This window comes from Pseudomonas sp. dw_612 (assembly GCF_018449725.1).
Taxonomy (GTDB): Bacteria; Pseudomonadota; Gammaproteobacteria; order Pseudomonadales; family Pseudomonadaceae; genus Aquipseudomonas.
This window is the reverse complement of the sequence record NZ_JAAVVC010000013.1, coordinates 109,286-124,944: the sequence shown is the minus strand read 5'-3', so window position 1 is coordinate 124,944 and position 15,659 is coordinate 109,286. Positions and strand designations below refer to the sequence as shown.

14 protein-coding genes and 1 pseudogene are annotated in these 15,659 nt (G+C 60.9%); 10 read left to right on the top strand and 5 right to left on the bottom strand.

All coding sequences use genetic code 11. From position 1 onward, the window contains the following. Nucleotides 1–2 precede the first annotated feature (2 nt). The 5 genes from HB680_RS20095 to fdhA all read left to right on the top strand — a co-directional run bounded on the left by HB680_RS20095 (nucleotide 3) and on the right by fdhA (nucleotide 6,720). Nucleotides 3–332 carry a sarcosine oxidase subunit delta gene (locus HB680_RS20095; protein WP_045059910.1) on the top strand — a complete coding sequence of 110 codons (330 nt, stop codon included), beginning with the start codon at nucleotides 3–5 and terminating at the stop codon, nucleotides 330–332. Next, nucleotides 329–3,346, top strand: coding sequence for a sarcosine oxidase subunit alpha (locus HB680_RS20090; RefSeq protein ID WP_213940265.1), 3,018 nt, complete (start codon nucleotides 329–331; stop codon nucleotides 3,344–3,346). Before HB680_RS20095 ends, HB680_RS20090 begins: the two co-directional genes overlap by 4 nt. A gap of 189 nt (nucleotides 3,347–3,535) precedes the next feature. Beyond that, nucleotides 3,536–4,168, top strand: coding sequence for a sarcosine oxidase subunit gamma family protein (soxG, locus tag HB680_RS20085; RefSeq protein WP_213940264.1), 633 nt, complete (start codon nucleotides 3,536–3,538; stop codon nucleotides 4,166–4,168). A 281-nt stretch (nucleotides 4,169–4,449) separates the two neighbouring features. After that, nucleotides 4,450–5,307 carry a formyltetrahydrofolate deformylase gene (purU, locus tag HB680_RS20080; protein WP_213940263.1) on the top strand — a complete coding sequence of 286 codons (858 nt, stop codon included), beginning with the start codon at nucleotides 4,450–4,452 and terminating at the stop codon, nucleotides 5,305–5,307. Between the two features lie 213 nt (nucleotides 5,308–5,520). Then, the gene (gene fdhA / locus HB680_RS20075) at nucleotides 5,521–6,720 is read left to right on the top strand and encodes a formaldehyde dehydrogenase, glutathione-independent (protein ID WP_007947729.1); all 1,200 of its coding nucleotides are present in this window, start codon (nucleotides 5,521–5,523) and stop codon (nucleotides 6,718–6,720) included. A 301-nt stretch (nucleotides 6,721–7,021) separates the two neighbouring features. On the opposite strand, the gene HB680_RS20070 is transcribed toward fdhA, so the two are convergent. Both HB680_RS20070 and HB680_RS20065 read right to left on the bottom strand, forming a co-directional pair. Further along, nucleotides 7,022–7,696: an anti-sigma factor gene (locus HB680_RS20070; protein WP_213940262.1), complete on the bottom strand. Its 675-nt coding sequence runs from the start codon at nucleotides 7,694–7,696 to the stop codon at nucleotides 7,022–7,024. Continuing rightward, nucleotides 7,693–8,319, bottom strand: a complete 627-nt coding sequence (locus tag HB680_RS20065; protein WP_213940261.1) for a sigma-70 family RNA polymerase sigma factor — start codon at nucleotides 8,317–8,319, stop codon at nucleotides 7,693–7,695. The genes HB680_RS20070 and HB680_RS20065 overlap by 4 nt, the downstream gene beginning before the upstream one ends. 390 nt (nucleotides 8,320–8,709) lie before the next feature. Between HB680_RS20065 and HB680_RS20060 the strand changes: the two genes are divergently transcribed. Continuing rightward, entirely contained in the window at nucleotides 8,710–9,267 is a 558-nt protein-coding gene (locus tag HB680_RS20060; protein ID WP_213940260.1) for a DUF2780 domain-containing protein, read from the top strand. A gap of 1 nt (nucleotide 9,268) precedes the next feature. On the opposite strand, the gene HB680_RS20055 is transcribed toward HB680_RS20060, so the two are convergent. Beyond that, a complete protein-coding gene (locus tag HB680_RS20055) occupies nucleotides 9,269–10,156 on the bottom strand; it encodes an acyltransferase (RefSeq protein ID WP_213940259.1) in 888 nt (295 codons plus the stop codon). A gap of 262 nt (nucleotides 10,157–10,418) precedes the next feature. Here HB680_RS20055 and HB680_RS20050 point away from each other — a divergent pair, with 262 nt between their 5' ends. From HB680_RS20050 to creD, 4 genes are all read left to right on the top strand, one after another. Then, nucleotides 10,419–10,925 carry a RimK/LysX family protein gene (locus HB680_RS20050; protein WP_213940258.1) on the top strand — a complete coding sequence of 169 codons (507 nt, stop codon included), beginning with the start codon at nucleotides 10,419–10,421 and terminating at the stop codon, nucleotides 10,923–10,925. 59 nt (nucleotides 10,926–10,984) lie between these two features. Then, nucleotides 10,985–11,665, top strand: a complete 681-nt coding sequence (gene creB, locus HB680_RS20045) for a two-component system response regulator CreB (protein WP_213940257.1) — start codon at nucleotides 10,985–10,987, stop codon at nucleotides 11,663–11,665. Further along, nucleotides 11,665–13,092 carry a two-component system sensor histidine kinase CreC gene (creC, locus tag HB680_RS20040; protein ID WP_213940256.1) on the top strand — a complete coding sequence of 476 codons (1,428 nt, stop codon included), beginning with the start codon at nucleotides 11,665–11,667 and terminating at the stop codon, nucleotides 13,090–13,092. Before creB ends, creC begins: the two co-directional genes overlap by 1 nt. A 162-nt stretch (nucleotides 13,093–13,254) precedes the next feature. Then, on the top strand, nucleotides 13,255–14,625 hold the full coding sequence (creD, locus tag HB680_RS20035) for a cell envelope integrity protein CreD (protein WP_213940255.1): 1,371 nt from the start codon (nucleotides 13,255–13,257) through the stop codon (nucleotides 14,623–14,625). 210 nt (nucleotides 14,626–14,835) lie between these two features. On the opposite strand, the gene HB680_RS20030 is transcribed toward creD, so the two are convergent. Then, nucleotides 14,836–15,465 carry a glutathione S-transferase gene (locus HB680_RS20030; protein WP_213940254.1) on the bottom strand — a complete coding sequence of 210 codons (630 nt, stop codon included), beginning with the start codon at nucleotides 15,463–15,465 and terminating at the stop codon, nucleotides 14,836–14,838. 82 nt (nucleotides 15,466–15,547) lie between these two features. Then, nucleotides 15,548–15,637 (bottom strand): annotated as a pseudogene (locus HB680_RS32885) (metal ABC transporter ATP-binding protein); the annotation flags it as partial. Nucleotides 15,638–15,659: the final 22 nt, after the last annotated feature.

Genomic DNA, 15,659 nt, shown 5'->3' with positions numbered 1-15,659 from the left:
CCATGTTGCATATCTTCTGTCCTCACTGCGGCGAGCTGCGCTCCGAAGAGGAATTCCACGCATCCGGCCAGGCGCATATCCCGCGTCCACTGGACCCGACTTCCTGCACCGATGAGGAGTGGGGCGACTACATGTTCTTCCGCGATAACCCGCGCGGTCTGCATCACGAACTGTGGATCCACGCCGCCGGTTGCCGCCAGTACTTCAACGCGACCCGCGATACCGTGACCTACGAGATTCTCGAGACCTACAAGATCGGCACCAAGCCACAATTCACCGACAAGACCGACAGCCCGAAAGCGGCCGCCACGGCTCTGGGAGAGAAGGTATGAGCCAGATCAATCGCCTGTCCAACGGCGGACGGATCGACCGCAATAAAGTGCTGAGCTTCACCTTCAACGGCCAGGCTTACAAAGGCTTTGAAGGCGACTCGCTGGCTGCTGCACTGCTGGCCAACGGCGTCGACATCATCGGTCGCAGCTTCAAGTATTCCCGTCCGCGCGGCATCTTCGCCGCCGGTGCCGAAGAGCCGAACGCGGTGCTGCAGATCGGCGCCACTGAAGCCACGCAAATCCCCAACGTGCGCGCCACGCAACAAGCGCTGTACCAGGGTTTGGTCGCCACCAGCACCAATGGCTGGCCGAGCGTGAATAACGACATGATGGGGATTCTCGGCAAGGTCGGCGGCAAGCTGATGCCGCCGGGTTTCTACTACAAAACCTTCATGTACCCGCAATCGTTCTGGATGACTTACGAGAAGTACATTCGTAAGGCCGCCGGCCTGGGTCGCTCGCCGACCGAGAACGATCCGGACACCTACGACTACATGAACCAGCACTGCGACGTGCTGATCGTCGGCGCCGGCCCTGCTGGCCTGGCCGCTGCATTGGCCGCTGCGCGCAGCGGTGCCCGGGTGATCCTGGCCGATGAGCAGGAAGAGTTCGGCGGCAGCCTGCTCGACTCTCGTGAAAGCCTCGACGGCAAACCGGCGACCGAATGGGTCGCCAGCGTCATCGCCGAACTGAAAGACACCCCGGACGTGCTGCTGTTGCCGCGCGCCACGGTCAACGGCTACCACGACCATAACTTCCTGACCATTCACGAACGCCTGACCGATCACCTCGGCGACCGCGCGCCGATTGGCCAGGTGCGTCAGCGCATCCACCGGGTTCGTGCCAAACGCGTTGTACTGGCGACCGGCGCTTGCGAGCGTCCGCTGGTCTACGGCAACAACGACGTGCCGGGCAACATGCTGGCCGGCGCAGTCTCGACTTACGTGCGCCGTTACGGCGTGGCACCGGGCAAGAAACTGGTGCTGTCGACCAACAACGATCACGCCTACCGCGTGGCTCTGGATTGGCTTGATGCCAGTCTGCAAGTCGTCGCGATCGCCGACGCCCGCAGTAACCCGCGCGGTGCTTTGGTTGAAGAAGCGCGCGCCAAAGGCATCCGCATCCTCACTGGCAGCGCCGTGATCGAGGCGCGTGGCACCAAGCGCGTGACCGCGGCGCGCATCGCGGCGATAGACGTCAAGGCCCACGCCGTGACCAGTCCTGGCGAATGGCTCGATTGTGATCTGGTGGCGACGTCCGGCGGTTACAGCCCGGTGGTCCACTTGGCTTCGCACCTGGGCGGCAAGCCGACCTGGCGTGAAGACATCCTCGGTTTCGTACCGGGCGAAGCACCGCAGAAACGCGTGTGCGTCGGTGGCATCAACGGCGTCTATGGCCTCGGCGATTCGTTGGCCGATGGTTTTGAAGGCGGCGTGCGCGCGGCCAGCGAAGCCGGTTTCAGCGTGGTCGAAGGCACCTTGCCGAAAGCCCTGAGCCGCCTCGAAGAGGCGACCCTGGCGCTGTTCCAGGTACCGCACGAGAAGAACACCGCACGGGCGCCGAAGCAATTCGTCGACCTGCAAAACGACGTCACCGCCGCCGCCATCGAACTGGCGACCCGCGAAGGCTTCGAGTCGGTCGAGCACGTCAAACGCTACACCGCGCTGGGCTTCGGCACCGATCAGGGCAAGCTCGGCAACGTCAACGGCCTGGCAATCGCCGCCCGTTCGCTGAACGTGACCATCCCGCAGATGGGCACCACGATGTTCCGCCCGAACTACACGCCGGTGACCTTCGGCGCCGTGGCCGGTCGTCACTGTGGGCACATCTTCGAACCGGTACGCTTCACCGCGCTGCATCACTGGCACGTGAAAAACGGTGCGGAATTCGAAGACGTCGGTCAGTGGAAACGCCCGTGGTACTTCCCGAAAAACGGTGAAGACCTGCACACCGCCGTCAAACGCGAATGCAAAGCCGTGCGCGACAGTGTCGGCCTGCTGGACGCTTCGACCCTGGGCAAGATCGACATCCAGGGCCCGGATGCTCGGGAGTTCCTGAACCGCATCTACACCAACGCCTGGACCAAGCTCGACGTGGGCAAGGCGCGCTACGGTTTGATGTGCAAAGAAGACGGCATGGTCTTCGACGACGGCGTAACTGCCTGTCTCGCCGACAACCATTTCGTGATGACCACCACCACCGGCGGCGCGGCGCGCGTGCTGCAATGGCTGGAAATCTACCAACAGACCGAATGGCCAGACCTGAAGGTGTACTTCACCTCCGTGACGGATCACTGGGCAACCATGACCCTGTCCGGGCCGAACAGCCGCAAGCTGCTCGCCGAAGTCACCGACATTGACCTGAGCAACGAAGCCTTCCCGTTCATGACCTGGAAAGAAGGCCTGGTTGGCGGTGTGCCGGCGCGGGTGTTCCGGATTTCGTTTACCGGTGAGCTGTCGTACGAAGTCAACGTGCAGGCCGACTATGCGATGGGCGTGCTCGAGAAAATCGTCGCCGCCGGCAAGCAATACAACCTGACGCCGTATGGCACTGAAACCATGCACGTACTGCGGGCCGAGAAGGGCTTCATCATCGTCGGCCAGGACACCGACGGCTCGATGACCCCGGACGACTTGAACATGGGCTGGTGTGTCGGTCGCACCAAACCGTTCTCGTGGATCGGCCAGCGTGGCATGAATCGCGAAGACTGCGTGCGTGATCAACGCAAACAACTGGTGGGCCTGAAGCCGATCGATCCGACCAAATGGCTGCCGGAAGGGGCGCAACTGGTGTTCAACACCAAGCAAACCATCCCGATGACCATGGTCGGTCACGTGACTTCCAGCTATGCGCACAACTCCCTCGGCTATTCGTTTGCCATGGGCGTGGTGAAGGGCGGCTTGAAGCGCATGGGCGAGCGGGTGTTCGCACCGCTGGCCGATGGTAGCGTGATCGAGGCGGAGATTGTTTCTTCGGTGTTCTTCGATCCTAAGGGTGATCGCCAGAACATCTGATGGTCTCGGGTCCTGTGGTGGGCTGGCTGGCGCTTTCGCGAGCAAGCCCGCTCCCACAGGGTCGGAGGCGTTAAGAGAATTTGAGTCAGGCATCAATCAATGTGGGAGCGGGCTTGCTCGCGAAGACGGCAGCCCAGTCACCACAAGGGTTGAGACCAACCGCACAACAGAATTCAGGACAGGTGCTTTATGACCGCAGCCAATGTGTACCAACAACGCCCAACCACCGGGGCCAAGGCCGAGTCGTCGCTGCATCATGCCGACCTCGCCAGCCTGGTGGGCAAGGGGCGTAAAAACGCCGGCGTGATCGTGCGTGAGAAAAAACTCCTCGGCCACCTGACCATTCGTGGCGATGGCCACGATGCCGCGTTCAGCGCTGGCGTGCACAAGGCTTTGGGTATCGAATTGCCCGGCGCGTTGAGCGTCATCGTCAAAGGCGAAACCAGTCTGCAATGGATGGGGCCGGATGAATGGCTGCTGATCGTGCCGACCGGTGAAGAATGCGCTGCCGAGCAAAAGCTGCGTGATGCGCTGGGCGACCTGCACATCCAGATCGTCAACGTCAGCGGCGGCCAGCAGATCCTCGAACTGAGCGGCCCGAACGTGCGCCAGGTGCTGATGAAATCCACCAGCTACGACGTGCATCCGAACAGCTTCCCGGTGGGCAAGGCTGTGGGCACCGTGTTCGCCAAGTCGCAACTGGTGATCCGCCACACCGCCGAAGACACCTGGGAACTGTTGATTCGCCGCAGCTTCTCGGATTACTGGTGGTTGTGGTTGCAGGATGCGGCGGCTGAGTACGGGCTGAGCGTTCAAGCTTAAAGCAGTTTGAGTTGGCCTTGCTATTGAGGCTGGCTTTGGATCGACCCCTCACCCCAACCCTCTCCCCAGAGGGGCGAGGGGGGAAGGGGGCCGATCTTCAGTGTTTTCGGTGTTTGTTGTCGACATGAAATCACTTTAAAGAGCCTGAGTTCACCTCGGTGTTTCAGGTCGATGTAGCGCCAAGAACAACTCGGTCAGTCCCCTCGCCCCTTTGGGGAGAGGGCTAGGGTGAGGGGTGGATTTCCCTGACACCCCGCACAATGAACAGGAGTCACCGCACTATGAGCCGCGCCCCAGACACATGGATTCTGACCGCCGACTGCCCAAGCGTCCTCGGCACCGTGGATGCGGTGACCCGCTTTCTGTTCGAGCAGGGCTGCTACGTCACCGAGCACCATTCCTTCGATGACCGGCTCTCGGGTCGTTTCTTCATTCGCGTGGAGTTCCGCCAGCCTGACGGCTTCGACGAACAGGCTTTCCGCGCCGGGCTCGAAGAGCGTGGCGCCAACTTCGGCATGATCTTCGAACTGACCCCACCGAACTACCGGCCAAAAGTCGTGATCATGGTGTCGAAGGCCGATCACTGCCTCAACGATTTGCTCTACCGCCAGCGCATCGGCCAGTTGTCGATGGACGTTGCCGCTGTGGTCTCCAACCACCCGGACCTCAAGCCGCTGGCCGACTGGCACCAGATTCCGTACTACCACTTCCCCTTGGACCCGAACGACAAACCGTCGCAAGAGCGCCAGGTGTTGCAGGTGATCGAAGAGTCCGGCGCCGAACTGGTGATCCTTGCCCGTTACATGCAAGTCCTGTCACCGGAGCTGTGCCGCAAACTCGACGGCAAGGCGATCAACATCCATCACTCCCTGCTGCCGGGTTTCAAGGGCGCCAAGCCGTATCACCAGGCCTACAACAAGGGCGTGAAACTGGTCGGCGCCACGGCGCACTACATCAACAACGACCTCGACGAAGGCCCGATCATCGCCCAGGGCGTGGAGGTCGTGGACCACAGTCACTACCCGGAAGACCTGATCGCCAAGGGGCGGGATATTGAAGGGCTGACGTTGGCGCGGGCCGTTGGTTATCACATTGAACGCAGGGTTTTCCTCAACGCCAACAGAACCGTCGTTCTTTAGATAGCTTTCGCGAGCAAGCCCGCTCCCACATGGGATTTGTGTCTGCCCCCAAATCTCAGTCACACCCAAGCTTCAATGTGGGAGCGGGCTTGCTCGCGAAGAGGCCCTGACAAACAACACAAGACAAAGACACAAGCACAACCCAGAGCAATCAACGCGCCGCCGCTGTCTGGCGACGCGACCGCTACATAAAAACAACAGCGAGGTGAAAGCATGTCTGGCAATCGTGGTGTGGTGTATCTCGGCAATGGCAAGGTCGAAATACAGAAAATCGACTATCCGAAAATGCAGGACCCGCGTGGCAGGAAGATTAACCACGCTGTCATCCTGCGCGTGGTGTCTACCAACATCTGTGGTTCCGATCAGCACATGGTGCGCGGTCGTACCACCGCTCAAACCGGCCTGGTCCTGGGGCACGAAATCACCGGTGAAGTGATCGAGAAGGGCAGCGACGTCGAGAACCTGCAAATCGGCGATCTGGTGTCCGTTCCGTTCAACGTCGCTTGCGGGCGCTGCCGTTCCTGCAAAGAGATGCACACCGGAGTCTGCCTGAGCGTCAACCCGGCCCGCCCCGGCGGTGCTTACGGTTACGTCGACATGGGCGACTGGACCGGCGGCCAGGCTGAATACGCGATGGTGCCGTACGCGGACTTCAACCTGCTGAAACTACCGGACCGTGATCGCGCGATGGAAAAAATCCGCGACCTGACCTGCCTCTCCGACATCCTGCCGACCGGTTACCACGGCGCAGTGACGGCTGGCGTTGGCCCAGGCAGCACCGTGTACATCGCGGGCGCGGGTCCGGTCGGTCTGGCCGCTGCCGCTTCGGCTCGCCTGCTGGGCGCGGCGGTGGTGATCATCGGTGACGTCAATACCGTACGCCTGGCCCACGCCAAGGCTCAAGGTTTCGAAATCGCTGACCTGTCCCTCGACACCCCGCTGCACGAGCAAATCGCCGCGCTGCTGGGCGAACCGGAAGTGGATTGCGCCGTCGACGCCGTCGGCTTCGAAGCGCGCGGCCACGGCCATGACGGCGTGAAACACGAGGCTCCGGCCACTGTGCTCAACTCGCTGATGGGCGTGGTACGGGTTGCCGGCAAAATCGGTATTCCGGGCCTGTACGTGACGGAAGATCCGGGTGCTGTGGACGCCGCCGCGAAAATGGGCAGCCTGAGCATTCGCTTCGGTCTGGGCTGGGCCAAATCCCACAGCTTCCACACCGGCCAGACGCCAGTGATGAAGTACAACCGCCAACTGATGCAGGCAATCATGTGGGACCGCATCCACATTGCTGACATCGTCGGCGTGGAAGTCATCAGCCTGGATGACGCGCCACGTGGCTACGGCGAGTTCGATGCCGGCGTACCGAAGAAGTTTGTGATCGATCCGCACAAGTTGTTCAGCGCGGCGTAAGGCTTTACGGCAATGCAAAACGGCGACCTTTGGGTCGCCGTTTTTTGTTTGCAGCTTTGGACATTTGTTGTGTTTGAAATCCACCCCTCACCCCAGCCCTCTCCCCAGAGGGGAGAGGGGGAAAGGGAGCCGATCTCCAGTGTTGTCGATGTTTATGTTTGGCTCGAAATTGTATTTCCAGAGCTTGAGTTCGACTCGGTATTTCAGGTCGATGCAGCTCCAGGAACACCTCGGTCAGTCCCCTCGCCCCTGTGGGGAGAGGGTTAGGGAGAGGGGTGGTTTTCCAGTCGATCACAAATCATCAAAGCGCCGCCAACGCTCCTTGATACAACACCGGCCCCGTCGGCTGTCCGGTCGGCGAGCCGCCCTTCGGCTCCAGACTCACCGCCAACGCAATCGGTTTGCCGATCAACGCCTTCTGCGCCTCGCTCAGCTCAACCTTGCCCTTGCCGCCGCGCGGAATCACGCCGAGGGAAATCGGCTTGCCATCCGCCGGAATTGCCCACAGCTCCAGGCTTTGCTCCGGTGTTACGGCTGCCAATGTCAGCGGCTCGACTTTCAGATAGTTCTCGTGAGCCTCAACTTTCAACGCAGGCTGTGCGCTGGCGCTGAGCAGGGTCGCGCTGTAACGAGCCTCATCGCGGTTGTAGAGCATGCTCAGGAACACGACCACCACCAGCGAACACACGGCCACCGTCACCCGCATCCAGTTCCAGAACGAACGCTTTTCGGGCACATGCAGATGCTGCGGTTCGATCCGCGCAGTGATGCCCTGCCACACATGTTCCGGCACCGGTTGCTCGGGCAGCGATTCGGTCAGGCTGATGAGGCTGTCCTGCCAATGCGCCAGTTCTGCGCGCAAAGCCGCGTCTTCCAGCAACAACTGTTCAAAACGCCGACGAGCCGCAGCGGGCATCAAGCCGATGGCGTAATCGGCGGCGAGGGCGCGGCGCAGAGTCGGGGTTTGGTAGTTCATGATTCAAGGCACCTGCGCAGGCGCTCCATGCCCCGGCGGATCCAGGATTTGACCGAACCCAGCGGCGCGGCCAAATGTTCGGCCAGTTCCGAGCAGGACAGCCCTTGAAAGTAGGCGACGGTAATCGATTGGCGCTGCATGCCTTCGAGGCTTTCCAGGCAGCGGTTCAGGGCGCTGGCCTCGCGGGAACGGTTCAGTAATTCGTGGGCCGAGGGGCTCTCATCCACCAGCGCCAGTTCTTCCAGATCGGTCAGCGGCCGGTCGCGGTGTTTGCGCAACTGGTCGATGGCCTGGTTGCGGGTAATGTTGATCATCCAGGTCAGCGGCGCCGACAGGTGCGATTCATAGCGCGAGGCGTTATTCCAGATGCGCACGAAGCTTTCCTGCAGCACTTCTTCGGCCAGTTCATGGTGGCCCATGAAACGCAGGGCAACGCCATACAAGCGCGGGCCGACGCTGCGGTAAAGCGTCTCGAACGCGCGGCGATCCCCGAGTGAACACTGGGCCAGAAGCTGCCGGAGCTGATCGGTGTCGGCGATGGGAATAACGGTTCTCCAGGCAATCGAGGGCGCGACGGTGGGTTGCGAAGAGGTTAGTTCACGGCACGCGGTTGTTCCATTCACGTGGGAGGCCTTGAGGGTGGGAGTCGGCCGGAGGTGTCTGTCCGTGCTTGATATACGTGGGTGGGGCTAGACTGGATGCGGCGCGCAGGCATTCTTTTTCAGCACGCAGCTCTGACGGCAACCGCTCACCCTGTAGGAGCTGCCGCAGACTGCGATCTTTTGATCCTGATGTCGGGCGGAACTGACAGCGCTGAAGATCAAAAGATCGCAGCCTGCGGCAGCTCCTACATAAAACGTTGTGTCAGTCACCCTGTGTGTTGAATGTCAGACCGCATTCGCGAGCAAGCCCGCTCCCACAGGGGGTTGGGAACATTCCTCGGGGATACCAGTCGAACGCACAGTTTTTCGCCGCCCATGGGTGGGTGGTTTATGCCTAAAGAGGTTGTCTCGATGAAGATTTCACGCGGTTTTGTACTGGCTTCGCTTATGACCCTGGCGGCCAGCCCGGTCTTCGCCGGGTTCAGCCTGGACGATGTGACCAAAGCGGCTTCGAGCATGCAGGGTGGTAACGCCGCCACTGCCGCCGCCCCGACGCAGGAAACCGCCGGTCTGCTCGGCGCGCTGACGTCGCAATTGAACGTCACCCCACAGCAAGCCGTCGGCGGCACCGGGGCGATGCTGGGGCTGGCGAAGAATCAACTGAGCAACACCGATTACACGCAACTGGCCAAAAGCGTACCGGGGCTGGACAAGCTCTCGGGTGGCGGTCAATTGGGCGCCCTCAGCGGATTGCTCGGTTCGTCCGGTAAGTCGGCGGGGTTGGAAAATGCCTTGGGCAACGTGAAAAACACCAATGACCTGAACAGTGCGTTCAGCGCCCTGGGCATGGACAGCGGGATGGTCGGCCAATTTGCCCCGGTGATCCTCCAGTACCTCGGCGGCCAGGGCGTTGGCGGTCCATTGCTGGAAAGCCTGGGCGGTATCTGGGGCGCCGGTTCCGGTAGCTGATTCAGCGGCGCTCGGCGCGCAACGCGTCGATGCGCCGGTCCTTGTCGATCCAGAGCTGGTTGACCCAGTTCTGGACCGTTTCGCGAAACACCGGATCGTTCTCGTAATCTCCCTGCCATAACGCCGGGTTCAGTTCGCGGGTCTGGATGTCGATGATGACCTTCGGCACGTTGCCGCTGATCAAATCCCAAAAACCCGGAATCATCTGCTGCGGATACACCACTGTCACGTCAAGAATGGCATCCAGCTGTTCGCCCATCGCCGCCAGCACAAACGCCACGCCACCGGCCTTGGGCTTGAGCAGATGGGTAAATGGCGACTGTTGCTGGGTGCTTTTCAACGCGGTGAACCGGGTGCCTTCCAGATAATTCACCACCGTCACCGGCTGGCGCTTGAACAGCTCACACGCGGCTTTGGTGATCTCCAGATCCTTGCCGGCCAACTCCGGATGCTTCGCCAGAAACGCCTTGGTGTAGCGCTTCATGAACGGGTAATCCAGCGCCCACCAGGCCAGACCGAGGAAGGGCACCCAGATCAGTTCTTTCTTGAGGAAGAATTTGAAGAACGGCGTGCGCCGGTTCAGGGTCTGGATCAGCGCCGGGATATCGACCCAGGATTGGTGGTTGCTGATCACCAGGTACGAGGTATCCCCGCGCAGGTCATCGCCGCCGCGAATGTCCCATTGGGTGGGGATGCACAGGCGGAAGATCAGTTTGTCGATTTCGGCCCAGGTCTCGGCGATCCACATCACCGACCACGAGGCATAGTCGCGAAAACGCCCGGGCAGGACCAGTTTGAGCAGGGCGAACACCATCAGCGGCCCGAACAGGACCAGGGTGTTGAGCAACAGCAGCAGGGTAACGAAACAGCCGGTGAGCAGGCGGCGCATAAGTAACTCTTGGAAGCGTTTGGGCGCGCCATGATAAGCAGCTTCGGACGGCAGGCCAAATCGGGGGTGACGAATGTTTCACCTTTTGGGCGGTATGCTGGAAAAGATCGCAGCCTTCGGCAGCTCCTACAAAAGCACGCCGAACATCTGTAGGCGCTGCCGAAGGCTGCGATCTTTTGATCTTCTGCTGGTGCAGACGCCGAACGAATTCAAAGGTAACGGTCTAAAATCCCGCTGCCCACTCCTTATGGAACCCCATTACGTGAAATCCCTCCTTGCACTGCTGACCCTCGTGGCCCTGCCGGTCATGGCCGCCGAGCCGACCCTGTACGGGCGCTATGAATACATCGCGCTGCCGGAAATCGGCGGCGAAGTGCTCAAAGCCAAAATGGACACCGGCGCCCTGACCGCGTCGCTGTCGGCCAAGGACATCGAAATGTTCACCCGTGACGGCGACGAGTGGGTGCGTTTCCGCCTCGGCACCAAAGACGCGAGCAACAAGGTCTACGAGCACAAGATCTCGCGGATCAGCAAGATCAAGACCCGCTCCGAAGAAGACGAAGACGATAAAGACGAAGCCGCCCCCACCAAGCGTCCGGTGGTCGATCTGGAACTGTGCCTGGGCAACGTCAAGCGCACGGTCGAGGTCAACCTCACCGACCGCAGCAGCTTCAACTATCCGCTGCTGATCGGCGCCAAGGCCTTGCGCGAATTCGGCGCCGCAGTGAACCCGGCACGCCGCTTTACCGCCGACAAACCCGACTGCTGATTGACGGGATGAGAGGCTTGGGCCACCGTTGCGCAACTTAACTGCCGTGCTCGGACACCATGCCTCATATCCTGATTGTCGAAGACGAAGCGGCCATTGCCGACACGTTGATTTTTGCCTTGCAAGGCGAAGGCTTCACTACCACATGGGTGAGCCTCGGCGCGGCTGCGCTTGAGCATCAGCGCCAGACCCCCGCCGACCTAATCATTCTCGACATAGGCCTGCCGGACATCAGCGGCTTCGAAACCTGCAAGCAACTGCGCCGTTTCAGCGAGGTGCCGGTGATTTTCCTCAGTGCCCGGGACGCCGAAATCGACCGGGTGGTGGGCCTGGAGATCGGCGCCGATGACTATGTGGTCAAGCCGTTCAGTCCTCGGGAAGTGGCGGCGCGGGTCCGGGCGATCCTCAAGCGCATGGCGCCCCGTCTGGCGCCCGAGGTGACATCGGCACTGTTTCGCATCGACAGCGAACGGGTGCAGATCACCTATCGCGGCCAATCCCTGAGCCTGACTCGCCACGAATTCCGTCTGCTGCAATGCCTGCTCGAACAGCCCGAACGGGTGTTCAGTCGCGAGCAACTGCTCGACGCCTTGGGCGTGGCCGCCGATGCCGGCTACGAACGCAGCATCGACAGCCACATCAAGAGCGTGCGCGCCAAACTGCGCCTGGTGCAGGCCGACGCCGAACCGATCCAGACCCATCGCGGCCTCGGCTACAGCTACAGTCCGGGGCATAGCTGATGGCGTTGGGCATCCGGATCTTTCTGGTCTACGTGCTGTTCATCGGCCTGACCGGTTACTTCGTGCTCAACACCGTGATGCAGGAAATTCGCCCCGGCGTGCGTCAGTCCACCGAAGAAACCCTGGTGGACACCGCCAACCTGATGGCCGAAATCCTGCGCGACGACTTCAAGGCCGGCACCCTCAACCAGAATCGCTGGCCGCAACTGCTCAAGGCCTACGGCGAGCGGCAACCGAAGGCGAGCATCTGGGGTTTGTCGAAAAATCAGGTCAGCCACCGCATCTACGTCACCGACGCCAAAGGCATCGTGGTGCTGGATTCCAGCGGCGTGGCGGTGGGTCAGGATTACTCGCGCTGGAACGACGTCTACCTGACCCTGCGCGGCGAATACGGTGCGCGCTCGACCCGCAGCGATTCCAACGACGCGAGCACCTCGGTGATGCACGTTGGCGCGCCGATCCGCGACAACGGCCAGATTATCGGCGTGGTGACCGTGGCCAAACCCAACAGCTCCTTGCAGCCTTACGTCGATCGCACCGAGCGGCGCTTGTTTGCCTACGGCGCCGGGTTGATCGGCCTCGGCCTGTTGTTCGGCGCATTGTTGTCCTGGTGGTTGAGCGCGGCGTTGCGACGGTTGACCGCTTATGCCCAGGCTGTGAGCGAGGGGCGCCGGGTCGAGGTGCCGCATTATCGCGGCGGCGAACTGGAGCAACTGGCGACAGCCGTTGAGCAGATGCGCACGCAACTGGAAGGCAAGGCCTACGTCGAGCGCTACGTGCACACCTTGACCCACGAATTGAAAAGCCCGTTGGCGGCGATTCGCGGCGCGGCGGAACTGCTGCAAGGTGAAATGCCGCTGGCCCAGCAACAGCGTTTCGTCAGCAACATAGACAGCGAAAGTGCGCGGATGCAGCAACTGATCGAACGGTTGCTGAATTTGGCGCAGGTTGAGCAACGCCAAGGTCTGGAAGAGCGGGTTGAAGTGCCGTTGGCGGCGTTGGTGGGTGAACTGCTGGATGCTCAAGCGGCGCGGATCGAAGGCAAACAGTTGCGGGTCGAGCAGACGATTGCAGCAGATTTGGTGTTGGTCGGTGAGCCGTTTTTGTTGCGTCAGGCGTTGGGCAATCTGCTGGAGAACGCCTTGGACTTCACACCGGTTCAGGGCGTTTTGCGTTTTAGCGCCGAGCGTGTTGGCGAGTGGATTGAGTTCAGGTTGTTCAATCAGGCTGAAGCGATTCCCGACTATGCGTTGCCGCGCTTGAGTGAGCGGTTTTATTCGCTGCCGAGGCCGGACAGTGGGCGGAAAAGTACAGGTTTGGGGCTTAACTTCGTGGAAGAGGTGGTTAAGTTGCATGGCGGAAGTTTGCGCGTCGGCAATGTCGAGGGTGGCGTTGAAGTGACGTTGCGCTTGCCTTCAGGCCGTTAAAAGATCGCAGCCTTCGGCAGCTCCTACGCCGACCGCGTTTCCCTGTAGGAGCTGCCGAAGGCTGCGATCTTTTTCCAACTCCACACACTCTCCACATTCCCCCCACAAAACCCCCACACACCGAACCCAGACTCTCCCTCATTCGAACAGGGAGAGACCCACATGAACCGCAACCTGACCCTAAAACTCGGGGCGATTGCCCTACTGATTCTGTTATTGCTGATCCCGTTGCTGATGATCAACGGTGTGATCCAGGACCGTCAGCAATTGCGCGATGGTGTGCTCGAAGACATCGCTCGCAGTTCCAGCTACAGCCAGCAATTGAGCGGGCCGTTGATGGTGGTGCCGTATCGCAAAGTGGTGCGCACCTGGAAGCTCAACGAAAAAACCAACGAGCGTTACCAGGAAGTCGGCGAAGAGCGGGGTCGTTTGTATTTCCTGCCGGAGCGTTTTGAACTGGATGGCAACGTCCAGACCGAACTGCGTTCCCGGGGTATTTACGAAGCGCGGCTGTTCCACGCCGATAACCGCATCAGCGGCCATTTCTCGATCCCGGAACAACTCGGCATCAAGGAAGACTTCGCCGACTACCAGTTCGACCAACCCTTCCTGGCCGTCGGCATCAGCGACATTCGCGGCATCGAGAACGCGCTGAAACTGGAACTCGATAGCCAGCGCCTGGACTTCGTGCCTGGCAGCCAGGTCGGGTTTTTGGGCGAAGGCGTGCATGTCATGCTGCCGGCGCTGGATGCGAAGCAAGCCACGGAATTGGGCTTCGGTTTCGACCTGCGTTTGCAAGGCACCGGTCAGTTGCAAGTGTTGCCGGTGGGCAAGACCAGCAAAGTCTCGTTCGCCGCCAACTGGCCGCACCCCAGCTTCATCGGCAACTACCTGCCGGCCCAGCGTGAAGTCAGTGATCAGGGTTTTACCGCCAATTGGCAGACTTCGTTTTTCTCCACCAACCTGCAAGAAGCGTTGAGCAGCTGTGCGTCCGGCGCTGGGTGTGAAGCGTTTAACGGCCGCAGCTTCGGCGTGAGCTTTATCGACCCGGTGGACCAATACCTGAAAAGCGATCGGGCGATCAAATATGCGCTGCTGTTCATCGTGCTGACCTTCGCCGGTTTCTTCCTCTTCGAAGTGCTGAAAAGCCTGGCGGTGCACCCGGTGCAATACGCGCTGGTCGGTGTGGCCCTGGCGTTCTTCTACTTGTTATTGCTGTCGCTGTCCGAGCACATCGGTTTTGCCCTGGCGTATCTGCTGTCGGCGAGCGGTTGTGTGTTGCTGATCGGCTTCTATGTCTGCCACGTGCTGCGCAGCGTGCGCCACGGCTTGAGTTTTTCGGCGGGATTGGCGGCGCTGTACGGTTTGCTCTACGGCTTGTTGAGTGCCGAGGATTACGCGCTGCTGATGGGCTCGCTGTTGCTGTTCGGGCTGCTCGGTGTGTTCATGGTGCTGACCCGCAAGCTCGACTGGTACGGGATTGGGCCGAAGACTACCAAGCCATTGGCGTTTGATATTGGAGCGGTGGAATGAGCCGGTCGTTGGGGTTGCGCGAGGATCAGCGGGAAGGAGAGGTGTTGGCGACGCTGATTTTCGGGTTGTTTCCTCTGGATCCGGTGTGGTGCCTTCGCGAGCAAGCCCGCTCCCACAAGGGATCTCCTGTGAACACAAAATATGTGCAAACCACCGATCAAATGTGGGAGCGGGCTTGCTCGCGAAGAGGTCAGCCCAACCAATGAAGATCTAAACCTTGGGCATCGTGGCCAACATGGATGGTCGCTGACTCACCTCAAAAAACCACTCGGCCAGCTTCGGATTCGCCGCGCGCCATTCCAGGTCCGGATGGCGCAAGTCGAGGTAACCCAAGGCACACGCCACGCTGATCGCCGCCACATCAAAGTGACTGGTCAGCTCGGCAATCGCCTCCGTTTCCAGCAGCGCCAAGGCACGGCGAATCTTCTCGCGCTGGCCGTCGAGCCACTGGTCCCAGTGTTTCACCGGGGCGCGCAGGGCTTGTTCGTAGCGAATCATCACCGCAGCATCCATGATCCCGTCGGCCAGGGAGGCCAGGGTCAGGCGCCGCCAGCGGGCCGAACCGTCGCGCGGGATCAGCGGATTGCCGACATGCTGGTGATCGAGGTAGTCGAGGATCACCCGGCTGTCATGGATGACATTGCCATCGGCCAGGCGCAGGGCCGGAATCTTGCCCAGCGGGTTGTCTTCGCAGAGCGCCAGGTCCGGGCTGACCGGCGTCAGTTGGCTGAGTTGCAGGGCCACGCGGTCGGTCTGACCGGTCTCGTGCAACAGCACCGTGACTTTGCGAACGAAGGGCGAAGCTGGGTTGTAGAACAGGGTCATGCTCGGGGCGGACATGGCAGCGTCTCGGTCGGTGGCAGTGCGGGGCAGCATAGCGTGTTGGTTCGATAGCTCAATACCAGAAACGTACACCGAACCCTTGTGGGAGCGGGCTTGCTCGCGAATGCGGTGTGTCATTCAACATCAATGTCGACTGACACGACGCCTTCGCGAGCAAGCCCGCTCCCACAGGGGGTTTGTATTGCCCTGGA